Source organism: Deltaproteobacteria bacterium, from assembly GCA_026712905.1.
Classification (GTDB): Bacteria; Desulfobacterota; Binatia; order UBA9968; family JAJDTQ01; genus JAJDTQ01.
Map to the genome: position 1 here is coordinate 29,363 of JAPOPM010000038.1, position 16,651 is coordinate 46,013.

Sequence of the window (16,651 nt, forward strand, 5' to 3'; positions counted from 1 at the left end):
AGGATTTGAGCGCGAATTTAAGCATGATTTTCCCGCAGTCAAGTGGGTGTGTGGACGCTTTCGCGGGTTTCGTAGTAGATTTTCGAGGTGCTCCGGCGGGTTTGTCCCTCGGCGGCGGCCCGGCCGGGCCGAATTTCTCTTGGAGGTGCCTCAAGTGCTGAAAATTCTGGGCAGAAAGACTTCATCCAACGTGCAGAAGGTCCTGTGGTGCTGCGGCGAACTGGACATCCCCTTCGAGCGCGAGGACATCGGCGGCCCGTTCGGCAAGAACCGGGAGCGTCCCTACCTCGACCTGAACCCCAACGGCGTGGTCCCCACCATACAGGACGGCGACTTCGTCCTGTGGGAGTCCAACAGCATCGTCCGGTACCTGGTCCAGAAGTACAACGGGGGCAGGCTCCTGCCCGACACGCCCGAAGGGCGCGGCAACGCCAACCGCTGGATGGACTGGCAGTTGTCCACGGTGAACGCCTTCATGGTGCCGATCTTCTTTGGGCTTATCCGCACCCCCGAAGCCGAGCGCGACGCCGCCGCCATCGAGAAGGCGGTGGTGGCGGCGGTCGGCATGTGGGGGATCGTCGAGCGCTACCTCGAGGGCCAGGACTATCTCGCCGGCGATTCCTTCAGCATCGGCGACATCCCCATGGGCATCTGGGCCTACCGCTGGTTCGCCATGGACATCCAGCGCCCCTCCATGCGCAACGTCGAGACTTGGTACGCGCGCCTGTGCGAGCGCCCGGCCTACAAGGAGCACGTCATGATCCCGCTCTCCTGAGCGGGAGCGGGTGGTCTGTCAGGAACCCCCTCCGGTGGTCGAGCGCCGGCAGCCGGCGCCGGACATCCTCCAGGTAGTCGAGGTCGATCTCGGCCAGGACCAGGCCCGGCTCGGTGCCGGCTTGGGCGATGATCTTGCCCCATGGGTCGACGATCACGGAGTGGCCGTAGGCGTCCATGCTGGCGGGGTGCGAGCCGGTCTGGTCGGGGGCGATGATGTAGACTTGGTTCTCGATGGCGCGGGCGCGCAGCAGCGGTTCCCAGTGCGCCCGGCCGGTGGGGACCGTGAACACCGACGGCACGAAGACGACCCTGGCGCCGGCGGCGGTGAGGCGGCGATAGAGCTCGGGAAAGCGCAGGTCGTAGCAGACCGAGAGGCCCATGGGGCACATGGGGGTGTCCGCCACCACCACATCCTCGCCCGGGCGGCGAAACTCGGACTCGCGGATGGGCGCTTCGCCTTCGATGTCGACGTCGAAGAGGTGGATCTTCCGATACCTGGCGATGATCTTCGCGTCCGGGCTTATGAGCACGCTGGTGTTGTAGGCGCGCCCGTCCGCGCCCGCGGCCTCCAGCATCGAGCCGGCCAACAGGTGAAGGCCGCACTCGGCCGCCAGTTCGCCCATCCGTTCCGTCGTCGGGCCGGGCACCGGCTCGGCGTTGGCCGCGGTGTCCCTGCCGCGCCCGCGCCAGTTGAACACCTCCGGCAGGACCACGAGTCGAGCTCCCTCGGCGTGGGCGCGCCGAATCCAGCCTTCGGCTTCCCGCAAATTGGCCTCCTTGTCGGAGGTGGCCAGCATCTGGATCGCTGCCGCGAGAAACTTCATGGATCGACTCCAGCGATGTGAAGGAGAAACAGACTCCGTTTGAGGCGCTTGACCCGACGATAGCAGCACATCGGGGTTTTTCAACCATTCAAGGACCTCAGGGGCGCGGCTGCATGACAAATCGTTTCGAAGGATGGTAATATTGCCGATATGGCAAGGAAGACCTCGGCCAAAAACAACTTTCAGGAGCGTCTGTTCCAGGAACTACGAGGTTTCGCGGAACAGTGCGGGATCGAGGTGCGCTGCGAGAAGCTGTCGCGCGACCTGGGCTACCGGGTGCGCAGCGGCGGCTGTACGGTCAAGGGAAGGAAGTGGGTGATCGTGGAACGGACGCTGCCGGCAAGCGACCGGCTGGACCTGCTGGCGGACGAGGTCAGGGAATCGGTCAGCGGCGATGTGGAGATACCCGCCAACCTGCAACCCTTCCTCTAGGAAATCCTCGTCGTGCTCGGTTGGTTTCGGCGAGGCACACGGTCGGCCCGTTTCGGGACATCGTCGTCCAGGACATCACGCGTTGGTTCGAACGGAGGGAAGTCCCAATGAAGACCCTTTTGGCTTCGGTTGCTGTATTCGCCGTTCTGGCGGCTGGTGGAGCCCATGCCGGCCCCCTCGCGCCCGAGCCACGCGTCATCGCCACATTGGGGCGAGACGCCATCGAGCGTTCCGGCGCCCAAACGCTCGATGAATACCTGGATACAGGCATCGCCCGTTACTTCCTCACCGGTGGGCAGGCTTTGCTCGTGCTGGTCAACGGCAGGCCCTACTCCTCCACCTCCAGCGATCTGGATGCCTTGCCGCTCTCGGCCATCGAGCGCATCGAGCTTCTGAGCGGCGACAGCCTGGGCACCCTGGGCGGCAGCGCCGTGCGCGGCGCGGTCAACGTCGTGCTGCGGAAGGATCTGGACGGCGTCGAGACGCGAGCGCTCGCACGGATGCCGGGCAAGGACGGCGGCGACGGCTGGCAGGGGAGCGCCTTCTGGGGCGGGGCGGTGGGCAAAGGCCGCATGACGCTCGGTGTGGACATCCTCGAACGTCGGGAAATCCCCGCGCGAAGCCGGGAGTACAGCCGCTCCGTCTGGCGGGAGGGCGGCTCGTTCAAGGACACGAAGAACGTCAGCTTCGGCGGCAACACCGTCTGGATCGTCCAGCGGGATGAAACCGGCGTACCGACCGGCCTGAGGTCCATCGCACTGGGCGACTGCGACCCGGCGAGAGGTTATACCGGCCCGCTCATCAATCCGTCCGGCATCCTGTCTGGCGACAAGGGCTGCGGTTTCGCGTACGGCGCCATCATGTGGAACAGCACCAGCTATGAGCAGAAGAGCGCGATCCTGAACCTGGAGCACCCGCTCACCGAAGAGGCGAACCTCCACCTGGACGCCAATTTTACTCGCGCCGATACGGCTTTCCGCTACGCGCCGTCGGTGGGCGCGTTCGGCTTCACGCCGAACGGCGATTTGCTGGACGCCATCAACGAGGCAGCCGGCTCGGCCTTCACGGCGGACGACAATGACCGGTTCGTCGTGGCGCACCGCTTCGTCCGCCACGGCAACCGGGACTGGCTGACGGACTCCGAGGAATACGACATCTCCGTGGGCATGGAGGGTCGGATCACGGAGAGCCTCGGCTACGATGTGCGCCTCGAAGCCTACCGGCAGGACGCTTTCCAGGAGGGCAACACCTTCGTCCATGAAGCGACGATAGCGACGGCCATCCGGGAGGGACGCTACGACCTTGCGGACCCGTTCTCCGACGCCCCGGAGCATTCGCGTGCCATCGAGGAGAGCAGCCTGGTGCTGGAGAACGACTTCGGCGGCGAGGGGGTGGGAGCCAGTCTGGCACTGGAGGGTTCCGGATTCGCCATCGGCGACCGCGACGTGGCATGGACCGCGGGGTTCGAGCTGGGCAGAGCCGACGCCCATGACATCACGGTCTATCGCGGCGCGGACGGCACGGAACGCCGGATATACGAAGTGCTCGGCACCGGCGGCGCCAACTATCGGGGCGAGCGCAAGGCTTGGGCGACGTTCGCGGAAATGTCTCTGCCTTTGGCCGAGAAACTGGACGTCAGGGTCGGTGGGCGCATGGACGACTACGACGATGTGGGCGGAATGGCGTCCTGGCGCCTCGGGGCCGCGTACCGCGCAAGCGACATCCTCACGCTACGCGCCTCCTGGAACGCGGGAGAGCGCGCGCCATCGATGTTCCATCTCCACGCCTTCGATCTGCAGGACCATCCCTACGTCGAGTGCGACCCCGGGCCCGGGTCTCCGCCGCGCGAGTGTATGGAGCTCAATTCCCGACAGGTGGAGCGCCAGACCGCCGGCAACCCGCAACTCGATCCTTCGAACACCGAAAGGATCGCCATCGGCGCCGAAGCCCGCAAGGGGCCGCTCTTCCTGAACGTCGAATGGTATAGCCTTTCGCGCTCCGATCGGCCGGGGCAGAACAGCGCGGACTGGGCCATGCGACACCTGCATGAATGCGTGGGCCAGGACCGGACGAACTGCATTTACCGCGACGGCGGCGACATCACGATTCACGACATCTATGCCAACATCGTGGACGACGGGGTCTCCGGCATCAATACCCGGTTCGGCACGGGCTTCAGGACCGGCTGGGGCGTGGTCGGCCTCCGGGGAGCCTGGCGGCACGTCGCCAACGCCGACCTGCGAATCGCCGGCGAAGAGGACCGGCTCGCCATCCCCAAGAATGCCGCCCGTCTCACCGTTCTGGGCAGGCGCGGCAGCGTGACCGCCACCTGGACGACCTACTACCGCTCCAGCTACAAGAACCGGACGGCCAGCGGAACCTTCGACTCGTGGGTCGGCCATGACCTTACGCTGGACTGGACCGATCCGCTGGGACTGAAGGGTGCGCGCATCACGGCCGGCGTCTTCAACGTCACCGACACCGGCCTCTCGGTGAACACCGCCAACCCCCATAGCGTGGACGGTCCCACGGAAGCCGGTTGGGGGCGGACCTTCTTCCTCGCCCTCCGGATGCAGTTTTGAGAGGGAAGAGCGCCGGCGCCAACGCCGACAAGGGCGAGCCGAACCCGCCCTTGTCGGGCCTGCCTATTGCATGAAGAAACCCAGCGACCCGCTGGTGTAATCGAGCAGCGGAGCCCAGTACACTCCCAGCACGACGGTGAGCACCATGAGGGCGCCGAGCAGCGGCATGGCGCTGGCGGTGGCGGCCACGGGGCCGTCCTCGGGAGCGGGCTCGTCCAGGAACATGGTCTTGACGATCCGCCAGTAGTAGTAGAGCGAGATGACCGTGTTGATCATGGCCACCACGGCCAGCACGTAGAACTGGCCCTCGATGATGGCGGCCACGAGCAGGAACTTGCCGATGAAACCCGCCAAGGGCGGCAGCCCGGTGAGGGAGGCCAGGAACACCATCATGCACACGGCCGGAAAGGCCGCGCCGCGCCAGGCCAGGCCGCGGTAGGCGTCCATGTCCTCGCGTCCGGTGGCGTTGGCCACGATCATGACCACCAGGAACGCGCCCAGGTTCATGATCAGGTAGACCACCACGTAGAACAACATGGCGTTCAGGCCGTCGTTGTTCAGCACCACCAAGCCCATCATGATGTAGCCGGCGTGGGCGATGCCCGAGTAGGCCAGCAGGCGCTTGACGTTGCGTTGGTTCAAGGCCGAGAGGTTGCCCCAGGTCATGGTGACGATGCTGATGGCCACCAGCAGGTCGGTCCACTGGAGTACGGGCAGCGCCTGGAAAGCCCACGCGCCATCCTGACCCAGCGTGGACACCGCGGGGTAGAAGAAGCGGATCAGGATGGCCACGCCGGCGGCGTTGGACGCTACCGACAGGAACCCGGTGAAGGGCGTGGGCGCCCCCTGGTACACGTCGGGCGACCACATGTGGAAGGGCGCGAAGGCCATCTTGTAGCCGAACCCGGCCAGGATGAAGACGAACGCCATGAAGAGGGCGAGCTGGTTGCCGCCGGCCTCGCCCATGGCCGCGTTGATGGCGGCGTAGTCGAGGCTGCCGGCCATGCCGAACACCCAGCTCATGCCGTAGATCATGGTGCCGGAGGCGACACCGCCGTAGATAAGGTACTTGAGCGCGGCTTCAGCCGAGCGCCGGTTGTGCGGCAGCATGCCGGTGAGGATGTAGGAGGTCAGGCTCACCAGCTCGAGGCCGAGATAGGCCATCAGCAGGTTGTTGGCCGAGGCCATGAAGAACATGCCGAACCCACAGGTCAGCAGCACGATGTAGTACTCGCCCAGGTGCACCTGGCGCACCTCGCTCGACCCGATGGACATCCAGATGGCGCCCACCAGCGCCGCCAGGGTGACCACCTTGAAGAACAGGCTGAAGTTGTCCAGCGCCACCATGCGGTGGAACAGGAGCGTGGGCTCCGTGCCGTAGAGCTCCACGGTGGCGCCCAGGGCGATGAGGCACCCGGCCAGAGCCAGGTACGCCATGGCGCGCTTGTTGGGCACCAAAAGGTCCAGGATCGTCAGCGCGATGATGGTCCCCGCGAGGACGATCTCCGGATAGAACAGACTCAGGCTTGCGACGTTACCGAGATCCATGGCGCTACGACAGGTGCGTGATCACCATCTGGTTGATGTTGTTGAGAGAGGCCTGGAGCAGGTCCAGCACCACCCGGGGATAGACCCCGACGATCACCACGATCACGCCCAGCGGGAACAGCGTGAAAATCTCGCGCCCGTTGATATCGGGCAGCGAGCGGTACTTCTCGTTGGGCGGGCCGAGATAGACGCGCTGCATCATCCACAGCATGTAGCCCGCGGTGATGACGATGCCCAGGGCCGCGATGATGGTGAGCGCATGGTACCTGGGCCAGGCCCCCAGCAGCACCAGCACCTCGGAGACGAAGCCCGAAAGCCCCGGCAAACCCATGGAGGCGAAGAACGCCAGCGCCGTGAAGCCGGCGTACACCGGCATGATGCCGGCCAGTCCCCCGAAGCCGTCGATATCACGGTGATGGGCGCGATCGTAAATGACGCCCACGAGCAGGAAGAGCATGGCGGTGATGGTGCCGTGGTTGAACATCTGCAGCACCGCGCCGTTGATGCCCTGGGTGTTGAAGGCCGCCATCCCCAGCATGACGTAGCCCATGTGGCTCACGCTGGAGTAGGCCACCAGCTTCTTCATGTCGGTCTGGGCCATGGCGCAGAGGCCGCCGTAGACGATGTTCCACGCGCCCAGGGCGGCGAGGAACCAGAAAGCCAGATCGGCGGTGGCCTCCGGCAGCATCGGGTAGTTGATGCGCAGGATGCCGTAGGTGCCCATCTTGAGGAGGATGCCCGCCAGGATCACGGAGATGGCGGTGGGCGCCTCCACGTGGGCGTCGGGCAGCCAGGTGTGGAACGGGAAAGCCGGGATCTTGATGGCGAAACCGATGAACAGGGCCATCCACACCACGTGCTGGAAGCCCCAGCCCCATACGCTGAAGGGCCACATTCCCAGCGGCTCGGTGCTGTACAGGCTGTTCCGGTCCATGAGCTTGGTCATGTCGAAGGTGTTGGGCTCGGAGTAGAAGTAGAGCGCCAGGATCGCGATCAGCATGAGCACGCTGCCCAGCAGCGTGTAGAGGAAGAACTTGATGGCGGCGTATTCCTTGCGCGGGCCGCCCCAGATGCCGATGAGGAAGTACATGGGAAGCAGCATGACTTCCCAGAAGACGTAGAAGAGCACGAAGTCCAGCGCCACGAACACGCCGGTCATGCCCGTGTCCAACAAGAGGAACAACGCGAAGTAACCCTTGACCCCCTTGTCGATGCCCCAGGACGCGAAGATGCAGAGGAAGGACAGCAGCGCGGTCAGCAGCAGCATGGAGACGCTGAGGCCGTCCACGCCCACGAAGTACTCGATGTTGAACGCCGGGATCCACGCGGCCCGCTCCACGAACTGCATGGCGGTGGTGGTGGTGTCGAAGTTGGCGTAGAGCCAGATCCCCAGAAGGAGCGGAGGTACCGTGGCCGCGGCCGAAACCCAGCGAATGAGGTCGTGGCGATCACTGGGCAGGCACAGCACGATCAACATCCCGGCCAGGGGGAAGAAGACCATGTAGCTCAGCACATGTTCGGTCATTTTCGCATCTCTCCTTCTGAATCAGCTCCGGCGGCGCCGCGCGTTTCTCAGCTCCAGTAGCGCAGCTTGACGATCAGGGCGACCACCACGGCTCCCACCACGACGTAGAGGTAGCTGTTGATGTTCCCGGTCTGGACCCGGCGGAAATTGTTGCCCACCGCAAAGGTCACGTTGGCCACGGCGTTGACCAGCATGTCGACGACGTACTTGTCCAACAGGCCGTTGAACCAGGAGATGATGATGGTGACCTTGGCCGATCCGTCCACGATGGTGTCGATGATGTAACGGTCGAAGGCCGCCCCGATGCGCGCCAGCAGCAGCGTGCCGCCCACGAAGACGAACTGGTAGACCTCGTCCACGTAGTACTTGTTGTAGAGCAGGCGGTAGACGGGCCCCTTGGCTTCCGGGGAGTCGTCCCGTGACGGGGTACGCAGGTAGTAGAGGAACCAGGCGACGGCCACGCCCGCGGCCGCGGCGGCGATGGACACGCTCATGACGCCCACCTCTTCCGCCACGGAATGGTGTTCGCCGTGCGGCAAGTGGATCACCGGATCGAGCCAGCCGTCCAGCAGGTTCACCCCCATGAACGGCGGCAGCCCGATATAGCCCACGACGACGGAGCCCGCGGCGAGGATCCACAACGGCCAGGTCATGATCTTCGGGGACTCGTGCAGGTGATCGCGCACGTGATGGTCGGCGCGGCATTCACCGAAGAACACCATGAAGAACTGGCGGAACATGTAGAAGGCCGTCAGGCCCGCCACGAAAACGGCCACGCCCCACAGCACCTCGTTGTGGCTCGCCCAGGCCTGCCACAGGATCGCGTCCTTGGAGAAGAAGCCGGCCAGGAACGGCGTCCCGGCGATGGCCAGGACGCCGATGGTAAAGGTCCAGAAGGTCGCCGGCATCGCCGTGCGCAGACCGCCCATCTGGCGCATGTCCTGCTCCCCCTGCATGGCGTGGATGATGCTGCCGGAGCCCAGGAAGAGCAGCGCCTTGAAGAACGCGTGGGTCAGCAGGTGGAAAACGCCGGCGGTGTAGGCGGCCACGCCCATGGCCAGGAACATGTAGCCGAGTTGGCTGATGGTCGAGTAGGCCAGCACCCGTTTGATGTCGTTCTGCGTCACCGCGATGGTCGCGGCGAACACCGCGGTGGCGGCGCCGATGACGGCGATGAGCCCCAGGGTCGCGGGAGCGGCCGAGAACAGCACGTTGAGGCGCGCGATCATGTAGACGCCGGCCGTCACCATGGTAGCGGCGTGGATCAGCGCGCTCACCGGGGTGGGGCCCTGCATGGCGTCGGGGAGCCAGACGTAGAGCGGGAGCTGCGCCGACTTGCCGGTGGCGCCGATGAACAGCAGGAACGTCACCAGCGTCGCCACGCCGATGCCCCAGAGCTGCATGTTGGCCAAGAGGCCCACGTGCTCCTCGATCTCACGGAACGCCAGGGTGCCCTGGCCCTGCCCGGCCAGGGTCCAGTAGAGCAGGAAGATGCCGAGCACGAAGCCGAAGTCGCCGATCCGGTTGACGATGAAGGCCTTGTTGCCGGCACGCGTGTTGGTGTGGTCGTTGTACCAGAAGCCGATGAGCGCCCAGGAGCACAGCCCGACGCCTTCCCAACCCACGAACATGAGCAGCAGGTTGTCGCCCGTCACCAGCAGCAGCATCGAGAAGGTGAACAGGTTCAGGTAGGCGAAGTAGCGCCACAAGGAGCGGTCCTCGTGCATGTAGCCGATGGAGTAGAAGTGGATCAGGCCGCCGATGCCGCTCACCACCAGGATCATGATCGCCGACAGGGGATCCACCCAGAAGGCCACGTCCACGCTGAACGAGCCCATGGGGATCCAGGTGTAGAACGCGTCGATCAGGAAACGCTCCTTGGCCGGAAGCCCGAGCAGACGGCCGAAGGCCCACAGCGAGAACAGGAAGGACAGGGTCACCGGAGCGCAGGCGATGAACGCCACCGCGCGCTTGCCCCAGTTCTCCTGAATGCGGGCACCCAGCAGGCCGTTCACCGCCGCGCCCAGCAGCGGGAACAGCACGATCCAACGCAGAAAATCGGTTTGAACGGGGTGATCCATGGCGCGGCTAACTAATCCTTGAGCGTCTCGGTGGCCTCGACATCGATGGTGGCGAAGAGCTGATAGATGGCGAGGACGATGGCCAGACCGATGGCTGCTTCCGAAGCGGCCAGCATGATGATGAACACCGTGTAGATCTGCCCGTCCACCTGACCGGTGCTGAAGTGCGAGAACGCCACGTAGTTCAGCCCGGCGGAGTTGAGGATGAGCTCGACCCCCAGCAGGATGCTGATGGCGTTGCGCCGCGTGAGAACGATGTAGATACCCAGCGCGAACAGGATGCCGGACACCACCAGGTAGTGCTTCAGTCCGACGCCCGCCAGCAATGCAACGTATTCAGCCATCTCGCGAGACTCTATTCCTTGATTTCCTTGCGCGACAGCGTGATGGCGCCGATGAGGGCCACCAGCAGCACCACCGCGGCGATCTGGAACGGCAGCAGGTACTCGCCCAGGAAGAGGTTGCCGATGACCGCCGTGGTCGGCTCGAAAGCCACTTCCTTGGCCTTCGCCCAGTCGGTCCCGGCGATGGCGTAGACGAGGATGCCGAGGAAGACCGCGCCCGCCACCAGTCCGGGGATGCGTCCCACGGTGCGGTTGGTGATGTCGATATCGCTGATTCGGTGGGTCAGCATCACCGCGAACAGGATCAGCACGAGAATCCCGCCCACGTAGATCAATACCTGCACCGCCGCCACGAAGTCCGCGCCCAGGAACACGTAGAGCGCGGCCACCCCGCCGAAGGTGCCCAGCAGCGAGAACGCCGAGTGCACGATGTTGCGCGAGAACGCCACGATGCACGCGGACCCCACCACCACCAGCGCAACCAGGTAAAATACGAGGACGTTTATGGGAATCTCCATGATCAAATCAGCCTTGTGATGGGAGTCGATCGGCCCGCGGCAAACGAATGGGGCCGGTAGTATGGTGCACCGCGGCGGCGGGAACGGCAGCCTTTCGGCGATCAAGCCTCGCGGATCCGACTTCGTGGCCGTCAGTTCTCCGGTTCGGCTATCTCGTCCAAGTACCTCTTTCCGATATCCACCTTCTGGACCATCCGGTTTTCCGTCTCGCCGCCCTTCTTCGGCTTGTACAGGGGCACACTCTCGGTCACGAAATGGCGCACCAGACCGGCGGGATTGTTGCAGGCGCCCTCGAACTCTTGCGTGTGGCGAATGGATCCCGTGGGGCAGGCCTCCATGCACAGCCCACAATACATGCACTTGCATATGTCGATGTCAAACAGGGTGAAGTCGCGTTGGTTCGTCTCGGTGTTCCGCTCGATGCCGATGGCGATGCAATTGATCGGGCACACCCGCTCGCACGCCAGGCACCCGGTGCAGATGTCCATGTCGACCTCGAGGATGCCGCGGTAACGCAGCGGCAGGGTGTCCTGCACCTGCTGGGCGATGCGGTCGGGATACTGCACCGTCGAGGGCTTGCGCACGAAGTGCGAGAACGTGATGGACATGCCCTCGAAGATACTGCTCACCGTATCCTTGATGTTCTGGAAGTAGTTGATGACTTCGCTCATGACGTTTCCCCGCGTTGGTCCCTATACGTAGGGCTTGAGGTAAAGCTCGGGGCGCGAGTGCATGATCTGGTAGACCACCCGCCACATGAAATAAAGGACGACCAGCACCGTGAAGCCCAGGGTCGCCAGGCTCAGCGCGGGATTCCCGTCGGGCCAGGCCACCAGCAGCACGATGGTGCCGAACATGCACACGAACGCGATGGGCACCATGTATTTCCAGCACATGGCCATGAGCTGGTCCACCCGCACCCGCGGCAGGGTGCCGCGGATCCACATGGCCACGAGGACCCACATATACGACTTGGCGAAGAAGACCGTGAACTCCACCACGCCCTTGGCCACCGGATACTCGGCCATGGTCACGCCCAGGATGGTCGCGGGGATCTGCCACCCGCCGAGGAACAGGGTCGTCGCGATGGCGCCGATGACGTACAGGTTGCCCCACTCCGCGAAGAAGAAGAACAGGAAGCGCATGCCGCTGTACTCGGTCACGTAGCCGGCCACCAGCTCCGACTCCGCCTCGGGAATGTCGAAGGGCGTGCGGTTCCCCTCGGCCAGCGCGGAGGTGAAGAACATGAAGAAGGCCACCAGGGTGAAGGGATTGTAGAAGATGAACCAGTCCTGCGGCGCCCATCCCTGGGCCTGGATGATCCCCTGCATGCTCAGGGTGCCGGACAGGAAGATCACCGTCAGCACCGACAGCCCGGCGGGGATCTCGTAGCTGACGATCTGCGCGGCCGAGCGCATGCCGCCCAGCAGCGACCACTTGTTGTTGGAAGACCAGCCCGCCATCAGGATGCCCACCACCGCGAGCGAGGTGATGGCCAACAGGTAGAGGATGCCGATATTGAGGTCCGCGGGGATCAGCCAACTGCCGAAGGGGATGACGACGAAGGCCCCGAGGAACCCGGCGAAGACGATGTACGGTGCCAGCAGGAAGAGCTTCCTGTCGGCCGACGACGGGATGATGTCCTCTTTCTGTATGTTCTTGACGCCGTCCGCGAGCCACTGGAGGATACCCTGCGGCCCGACCCGGTTGGGGCCGACGCGGGACTGCATGCGCGCCCACACGCGCCGCTCGAGCCAGCTCGTCACCCCGGCCAGCGGCGCCACGAACAACGACAGCACGGCGAAGGCCACCAGGATCGCGGCCAGCGCATAGCCCACGGGCGCCGGGATCGCCGCCGGCAGCAACGCCTGTATCAGGTCTTGAACGGTGAATTCCATCTCTGCGGCCTCAGCGTCGTGTCTAGCGGTCAATCTCTGGAGCGTCCACGTCCAGGCTCGCGATCAGCGCGATCAGGTCCGCCACCATGATGCCCGGACTGATCTTGTCGATGATGCTCATGGCGGTGAAGGAGCCGGTGCGGATGCGCACCCGGTAAGGGTACTCGCTGCCGTCGCTCACCACGTAGTAGCCCATGTCGCCGCGCGGCGCCTCGATGCGCACGTAGGTCTCACCGGCGGGCGGCTTGAACTTGCGCGCGACCTTGGCGACGGCCGGGCCGTCGGGCATCTTGTCGAGGCACTGGCGCAGGATCCTGCAACTCTCCAGCAGCTCGCGAATTCGCACGTAGTAGCGGTCGTAGGAATCGCCCTGCGAGCCGCGCTCCCCCCGGCCCACCGGCACGTCGAAGTCCAGCTCGGGATAGACCGAGTAGGGGATGTCCCGGCGAATGTCCCAATGCACCCCGGACGCCCGCAGGTTGGGCCCCACCAGGTTGTACTGGAGCGCGTCCTCCTTCGAAATGACCGCGACGTTGGCCAGCCGCTCGATGAAGATCTTGTTGTTGGACAGCAACCGGTTGTACTCGTCGACGATGGTCTCGAAGTGGTCCAGGAACGCGGTGATGCGGCCGCATGTCTCGGGCTTGATGTCGTAGCCGACGCCGCCGATGCGCAGGTAGTTGTAGGTGAGGCGCGCGCCGCAGATCTCCTCCATGAGGTCGTTGATGGTCTCGCGCTCGCGCAGCGCGTGCAGGAACGGCGTGATGGCGCCGATGTCCTGGCCGAACGTGCCCACCGCGATGAGGTGGCTGGCGACGCGGTTGAGCTCGCAGGCGATGACGCGGCAGTACTCGCCGCGCGGCGGCACCTCGACTCCGCCCAGCCGCTCGGCGGCCATGCAGAAGCCCTGGTTGGCGAACATGGCGGCGAGATAGTCGGCCCGGTCGGTGTAGGGCACGTAGCCGTGCCACGTGCACTTCTCGCCGATCTTCTCGATGGAGCGGTGCAGGTAGCCCACGTCCGGGATGGCCTCGTTGATGACCTCGCCGTCGGTCTTGACCACGAACCGAAGCACCCCGTGGGTGCTCGGGTGCTGCGGCCCCACGTTCAGGGTCATGTCCTCGGTGTGCAGGCCCGTACCGGTGGAAACCTCGCTCATGATATCGATCCTTCGTCAGTCGGTCCGACGACGGCCTGACCGGACGGCATCAAACCCCGCCCTCGGCCCGATTCGCGGCCGGACGCGAGGGGCTCGAGCCCCGTCCCTACCGCAGGTTCTCCGGCACCAGCGGCGCGCGCTCGGTGCTGATGCCGTCGTACTCTTCCTGCTCGACGAAATCCTTGCGCAGGGGATAACCCACCCAGTCTTCGGGCAACAGGATCCTGCGCAGGTCCGAGTGCCCTTCGAAGAAGACTCCAAAAAGGTCGAACACCTCCCGCTCGAACCAGTTGGCGACCTTCCAGATCTCCTCCACCGTGGCGATCCGCGCCGCGTCGCGGTCGAGATCGACCTTGACCACGGTCTGCTCCTTGGAGTCGTATGAATACAGGTGGTAGACCACCTGGATGACGTTCTCCTTCGGGAGGTCCACGGCCGTCAGGTCCGAGAGCACGTGGAACCTGAGGGCCTCGTCGTCGCGCAACGCTCGGCAGACCTCCTGGACGCGCGCCGGCTCGACCTTGAAGAACGGCTCCGGAACCTCCTCGTCGAACCCACCCACGCCGTCCGGGCACAGTTCCCGGACGCGCTCGTATATCTCTTTTGCCGTCATGTCGTCGGTACCTGCCGGAGACGAAGGGTCAGTTCTTCACCCACTCCAGATCGCCCTTGCACCAGTCGTAGATGAGCCCCAGGAACACGATGAGGGTGAAGACGGAGATGGCGGCGAAGGCAAAGAGCCCCGCGTCGTTCTGGAGCCAGTCGCGGAACACCACCGCCACCGGGAAGATGAAGGCGATCTCCACCTCGAAGATGATGAATATGAGGGCGATAAAGTAGAACCGGACGTTGAAGTTGACCCAGGCGCTGCCGGACGCGGGCTCGCCGCACTCGTAGGTCATGAGCTTGCGGAGCTGCGGATTGGAAGGCCTCAGCAGCCGGCCGATCAGCAGGTTGACCCAGACGAAGGCCGCCCCCAACAACGTGAAGCAAAGGACGCTGGCAAAGTCGAAAAGCATTTTTCCTTGGATAAGCTAAAGAAATCAATGACCTTTTTCAGACGGCCACTATATACACAAAAGCCCCTCCCGGTCAAACCAAGCGGTGCGGGCCAGCCACGGGGCGCGCTTACACTGCCGCACCGTTCCTGTTACCCTAACCGGCAGCCGGATGGCCGGCGCAAACCCTCCGACGCAACGAAAGAGAGCACACACCATGGCAAGTGTCCGCATCACCGTCGCCTGTTGGGACTATGACCGTACGCGCCCCTTGCAGGAGGGCCGCGTGCCGGTGGAGGGGGTCGAGCTGACCTACCTGCCGTTCCGCGTCGAGGAGACCTTCTGGCGCATGCTGCGCTACCAGGACTTCGACGCCGCCGAGATGTCCATGGGCTCGTACCTGATGTCCAAGGACAAGGGCACGCCCCGTTTCGTGGCGATTCCCGTGTTTCCCTCCCGCGCCTTCCGCCACTCCGGCATCTACATTCACACCGGCTCCGGCATCAAGGCACCCGGCGACCTCAACGGCAAGCGCATCGGTGTTCCCGAGTACCAGATGACCGCGGCCATCTGGCAACGCGGCCTCTTGCAGCACGAGTACGGCGTGGAACTCGAAAAGGTAAACTGGTTCACGGGCGGGGAAGAGACACCCGGCCGGGAGGAAAAGCTCCGTCCGGACCTCCCCGAGACCCTTTCCATCACCCCCATCGGCCCGGAGCAGACGCTCTCCTCCATGTTGGAGAACGGCGACATCGACGCGCTGATCTCGGCGCACATGCCGTCGCCCTTCGTGCGCCGCTCCCCCGGGGTGGCGCGCCTGTTCCCGGACTTCCGCGCGGTGGAGGAGGCGTACTTCCGCAAGACCGGCATCTTCCCCATCATGCACACCCTGGTCTTCCGGGAGGACGTGTACGAACGCCATCCCTGGGTGGCCCAGAACCTCTACAAGGCCTTCTGCGAGTCCAAGCGGCTGTGCGCCGAGGCCATGTACGAATACTCCGCGCTCAAGTACATGATGGCCTGGTCCATCGAGCAGATGGAGAAGGAACGGGAGGTCCTGGGGCCCGACCCCTGGGCCTACGGCCTGGAGCCCAACCGCCACGTTTTGGAGACGCTGGTGGGCTACGCCCACGAGCAGGGTCTCATCAAGCAGCGGCTGGAAGTGGACAGCCTGTTCGCGCCGAGCACGCTGAACGAGTTCAAGGTATAGGCATCGTATAAGGTACAGGTACTTGGCCGACCCCGAAAAGCCGGGCGGCGACGCCCCTCCGCCCGAACAGCCCATGACGCCGGAGCCGTCAGCAAGCGGCCCCGATCCCGCCATCCAGGAAACCAAGTGGTGGATCGACACCGGCATCCGGCGGGGACAGGAACCCGCCGAGCGCGAACCCAAGGGCGTCATAGAGCGCTGGGCCTTCGAGCTGCTGAAGGACTATCGCCAGGAACGCGCGCTCCAGAACATCGTCAACATCAACGGCCAGGTCCTGCGCGAGCTGGGCAACAACGACGAACGCTGGGTCTACGTGTCCCTGGGTGTCGGCGAGTTCCCCACCAAGCGCCTCAACCACATCAAGGACGCCCTGCGCATCCCGCGCTACGCCCGCGCCCTCGCCGTCGACGCCGGCTACTCCGTCCGCATCCTCATCACCGGCGACCCCCCGGGCGAAAAGCTCCTGGACATCAACTTCACCGAGTCGCCGTCCCTGGACTACTGGATCCACGGCGACCTGGTCGAAGAGCAGATGTTCCGCTCCATCGACGACGCCCTCAAGCGCCTGCGAAATTCCGTGCACCGGTATTTGCGGACGACAGTGGTCGAGGCGGAGTCATGAGCTTCAGACGACAATCAACTGACCAATGGCAACGCGACATCCCTGGCGCACGTTGGTTCAAAGCCGACCTCCACATACACACGATCGACGACCATGCCGGCAGCCGGGCCACGCCGGAAGGATGGACGCCAAC

Annotated in this window: 16 protein-coding genes; 5 read left to right on the forward strand and 11 right to left on the reverse strand. The window is 64.5% G+C overall.

From position 1 onward, the window contains the following. The first annotated feature begins 154 nt into the window (after nt 1-154). The gene (locus tag OXF11_02805) at nt 155-775 is read left to right on the forward strand and encodes a glutathione S-transferase (GenBank protein MCY4486029.1); all 621 of its coding nucleotides are present in this window, start codon (nt 155-157) and stop codon (nt 773-775) included. Here the strand turns inward: OXF11_02805 and OXF11_02810 are convergent. Beyond that, complete coding sequence (locus tag OXF11_02810) at nt 756-1,601, reverse strand: carbon-nitrogen hydrolase family protein (protein MCY4486030.1); 846 nt, start codon at nt 1,599-1,601, stop codon at nt 756-758. The two genes, OXF11_02805 and OXF11_02810, sit on opposite strands and share 20 nt — an antisense overlap. Nucleotides 1,602-1,751: 150 nt before the next feature. On the opposite strand from OXF11_02810, the gene OXF11_02815 reads away from it, so the two are divergent. Next, nucleotides 1,752-2,033, forward strand: coding sequence for a hypothetical protein (locus OXF11_02815; GenBank protein ID MCY4486031.1), 282 nt, complete (start codon nt 1,752-1,754; stop codon nt 2,031-2,033). Between the two features lie 107 nt (nt 2,034-2,140). After that, nucleotides 2,141-4,615 (forward strand): TonB-dependent receptor, encoded by a 2,475-nt coding sequence (locus OXF11_02820; protein MCY4486032.1) that lies wholly within the window; start codon nt 2,141-2,143, stop codon nt 4,613-4,615. Nucleotides 4,616-4,678: 63 nt separating this feature from the next. Here OXF11_02820 and OXF11_02825 read toward each other — a convergent pair whose 3' ends face one another. The 10 genes from OXF11_02825 to OXF11_02870 all read right to left on the reverse strand — a co-directional run bounded on the left by OXF11_02825 (nt 4,679) and on the right by OXF11_02870 (nt 14,707). Then, nucleotides 4,679-6,163 (reverse strand): NADH-quinone oxidoreductase subunit N, encoded by a 1,485-nt coding sequence (locus OXF11_02825; protein MCY4486033.1) that lies wholly within the window; start codon nt 6,161-6,163, stop codon nt 4,679-4,681. A 4-nt stretch (nt 6,164-6,167) separates the two neighbouring features. Then, a complete protein-coding gene (locus OXF11_02830) occupies nt 6,168-7,688 on the reverse strand; it encodes an NADH-quinone oxidoreductase subunit M (protein ID MCY4486034.1) in 1,521 nt (506 codons plus the stop codon). A 47-nt stretch (nt 7,689-7,735) separates the two neighbouring features. Continuing rightward, nucleotides 7,736-9,769 carry an NADH-quinone oxidoreductase subunit L gene (nuoL, locus tag OXF11_02835; protein MCY4486035.1) on the reverse strand — a complete coding sequence of 678 codons (2,034 nt, stop codon included), beginning with the start codon at nt 9,767-9,769 and terminating at the stop codon, nt 7,736-7,738. Nucleotides 9,770-9,780: 11 nt separating this feature from the next. Then, nucleotides 9,781-10,113 (reverse strand): NADH-quinone oxidoreductase subunit NuoK, encoded by a 333-nt coding sequence (gene nuoK, locus OXF11_02840; protein MCY4486036.1) that lies wholly within the window; start codon nt 10,111-10,113, stop codon nt 9,781-9,783. Nucleotides 10,114-10,124: 11 nt separating this feature from the next. Beyond that, a complete protein-coding gene (locus OXF11_02845) occupies nt 10,125-10,631 on the reverse strand; it encodes an NADH-quinone oxidoreductase subunit J (GenBank protein MCY4486037.1) in 507 nt (168 codons plus the stop codon). Nucleotides 10,632-10,762: 131 nt separating this feature from the next. Beyond that, nucleotides 10,763-11,302 carry a 4Fe-4S binding protein gene (locus OXF11_02850; protein ID MCY4486038.1) on the reverse strand — a complete coding sequence of 180 codons (540 nt, stop codon included), beginning with the start codon at nt 11,300-11,302 and terminating at the stop codon, nt 10,763-10,765. A 21-nt stretch (nt 11,303-11,323) separates the two neighbouring features. Further along, nucleotides 11,324-12,529, reverse strand: a complete 1,206-nt coding sequence (nuoH, locus tag OXF11_02855; protein ID MCY4486039.1) for an NADH-quinone oxidoreductase subunit NuoH — start codon at nt 12,527-12,529, stop codon at nt 11,324-11,326. A gap of 22 nt (nt 12,530-12,551) precedes the next feature. Beyond that, the gene (locus OXF11_02860; GenBank protein ID MCY4486040.1) at nt 12,552-13,688 is read right to left on the reverse strand and encodes an NADH-quinone oxidoreductase subunit D; all 1,137 of its coding nucleotides are present in this window, start codon (nt 13,686-13,688) and stop codon (nt 12,552-12,554) included. Between the two features lie 106 nt (nt 13,689-13,794). Further along, on the reverse strand, nt 13,795-14,301 hold the full coding sequence (locus OXF11_02865) for an NADH-quinone oxidoreductase subunit C (protein ID MCY4486041.1): 507 nt from the start codon (nt 14,299-14,301) through the stop codon (nt 13,795-13,797). Between the two features lie 28 nt (nt 14,302-14,329). Further along, entirely contained in the window at nt 14,330-14,707 is a 378-nt protein-coding gene (locus OXF11_02870) for an NADH-quinone oxidoreductase subunit A (GenBank protein MCY4486042.1), read from the reverse strand. A 196-nt stretch (nt 14,708-14,903) separates the two neighbouring features. Here OXF11_02870 and OXF11_02875 point away from each other — a divergent pair, with 196 nt between their 5' ends. Further along, nucleotides 14,904-15,896 (forward strand): ABC transporter substrate-binding protein, encoded by a 993-nt coding sequence (locus OXF11_02875; protein ID MCY4486043.1) that lies wholly within the window; start codon nt 14,904-14,906, stop codon nt 15,894-15,896. Between the two features lie 22 nt (nt 15,897-15,918). Next, entirely contained in the window at nt 15,919-16,518 is a 600-nt protein-coding gene (locus OXF11_02880; GenBank protein ID MCY4486044.1) for a hypothetical protein, read from the forward strand. The last annotated feature ends 133 nt before the right edge of the window (nt 16,519-16,651 follow it).

Excerpts from the sequence above, each read along its gene's own strand:
- OXF11_02860 (MCY4486040.1), bottom strand. The coding sequence starts at position 13,688 with ATGAGCGAGGTTTCCACCGGTACGGGCCTGCACACCGAGGACATGACC.
- OXF11_02845 (MCY4486037.1), bottom strand. The coding sequence starts at position 10,631 with ATGGAGATTCCCATAAACGTCCTCGTATTTTACCTGGTTGCGCTGGTG.
- nuoK (MCY4486036.1), bottom strand. The coding sequence starts at position 10,113 with ATGGCTGAATACGTTGCATTGCTGGCGGGCGTCGGACTGAAGCACTAC.
- OXF11_02875 (MCY4486043.1), top strand. The coding sequence starts at position 14,904 with ATGGCAAGTGTCCGCATCACCGTCGCCTGTTGGGACTATGACCGTACG.
- nuoL (MCY4486035.1), bottom strand. The coding sequence starts at position 9,769 with ATGGATCACCCCGTTCAAACCGATTTTCTGCGTTGGATCGTGCTGTTC.
- OXF11_02815 (MCY4486031.1), top strand. The coding sequence starts at position 1,752 with ATGGCAAGGAAGACCTCGGCCAAAAACAACTTTCAGGAGCGTCTGTTC.
- nuoH (MCY4486039.1), bottom strand. The coding sequence starts at position 12,529 with ATGGAATTCACCGTTCAAGACCTGATACAGGCGTTGCTGCCGGCGGCG.
- OXF11_02870 (MCY4486042.1), bottom strand. The coding sequence starts at position 14,707 with ATGCTTTTCGACTTTGCCAGCGTCCTTTGCTTCACGTTGTTGGGGGCG.
- OXF11_02810 (MCY4486030.1), bottom strand. The coding sequence starts at position 1,601 with ATGAAGTTTCTCGCGGCAGCGATCCAGATGCTGGCCACCTCCGACAAG.
- OXF11_02865 (MCY4486041.1), bottom strand. The coding sequence starts at position 14,301 with ATGACGGCAAAAGAGATATACGAGCGCGTCCGGGAACTGTGCCCGGAC.
- OXF11_02830 (MCY4486034.1), bottom strand. The coding sequence starts at position 7,688 with ATGACCGAACATGTGCTGAGCTACATGGTCTTCTTCCCCCTGGCCGGG.
- OXF11_02820 (MCY4486032.1), top strand. The coding sequence starts at position 2,141 with ATGAAGACCCTTTTGGCTTCGGTTGCTGTATTCGCCGTTCTGGCGGCT.
- OXF11_02825 (MCY4486033.1), bottom strand. The coding sequence starts at position 6,163 with ATGGATCTCGGTAACGTCGCAAGCCTGAGTCTGTTCTATCCGGAGATC.
- OXF11_02850 (MCY4486038.1), bottom strand. The coding sequence starts at position 11,302 with ATGAGCGAAGTCATCAACTACTTCCAGAACATCAAGGATACGGTGAGC.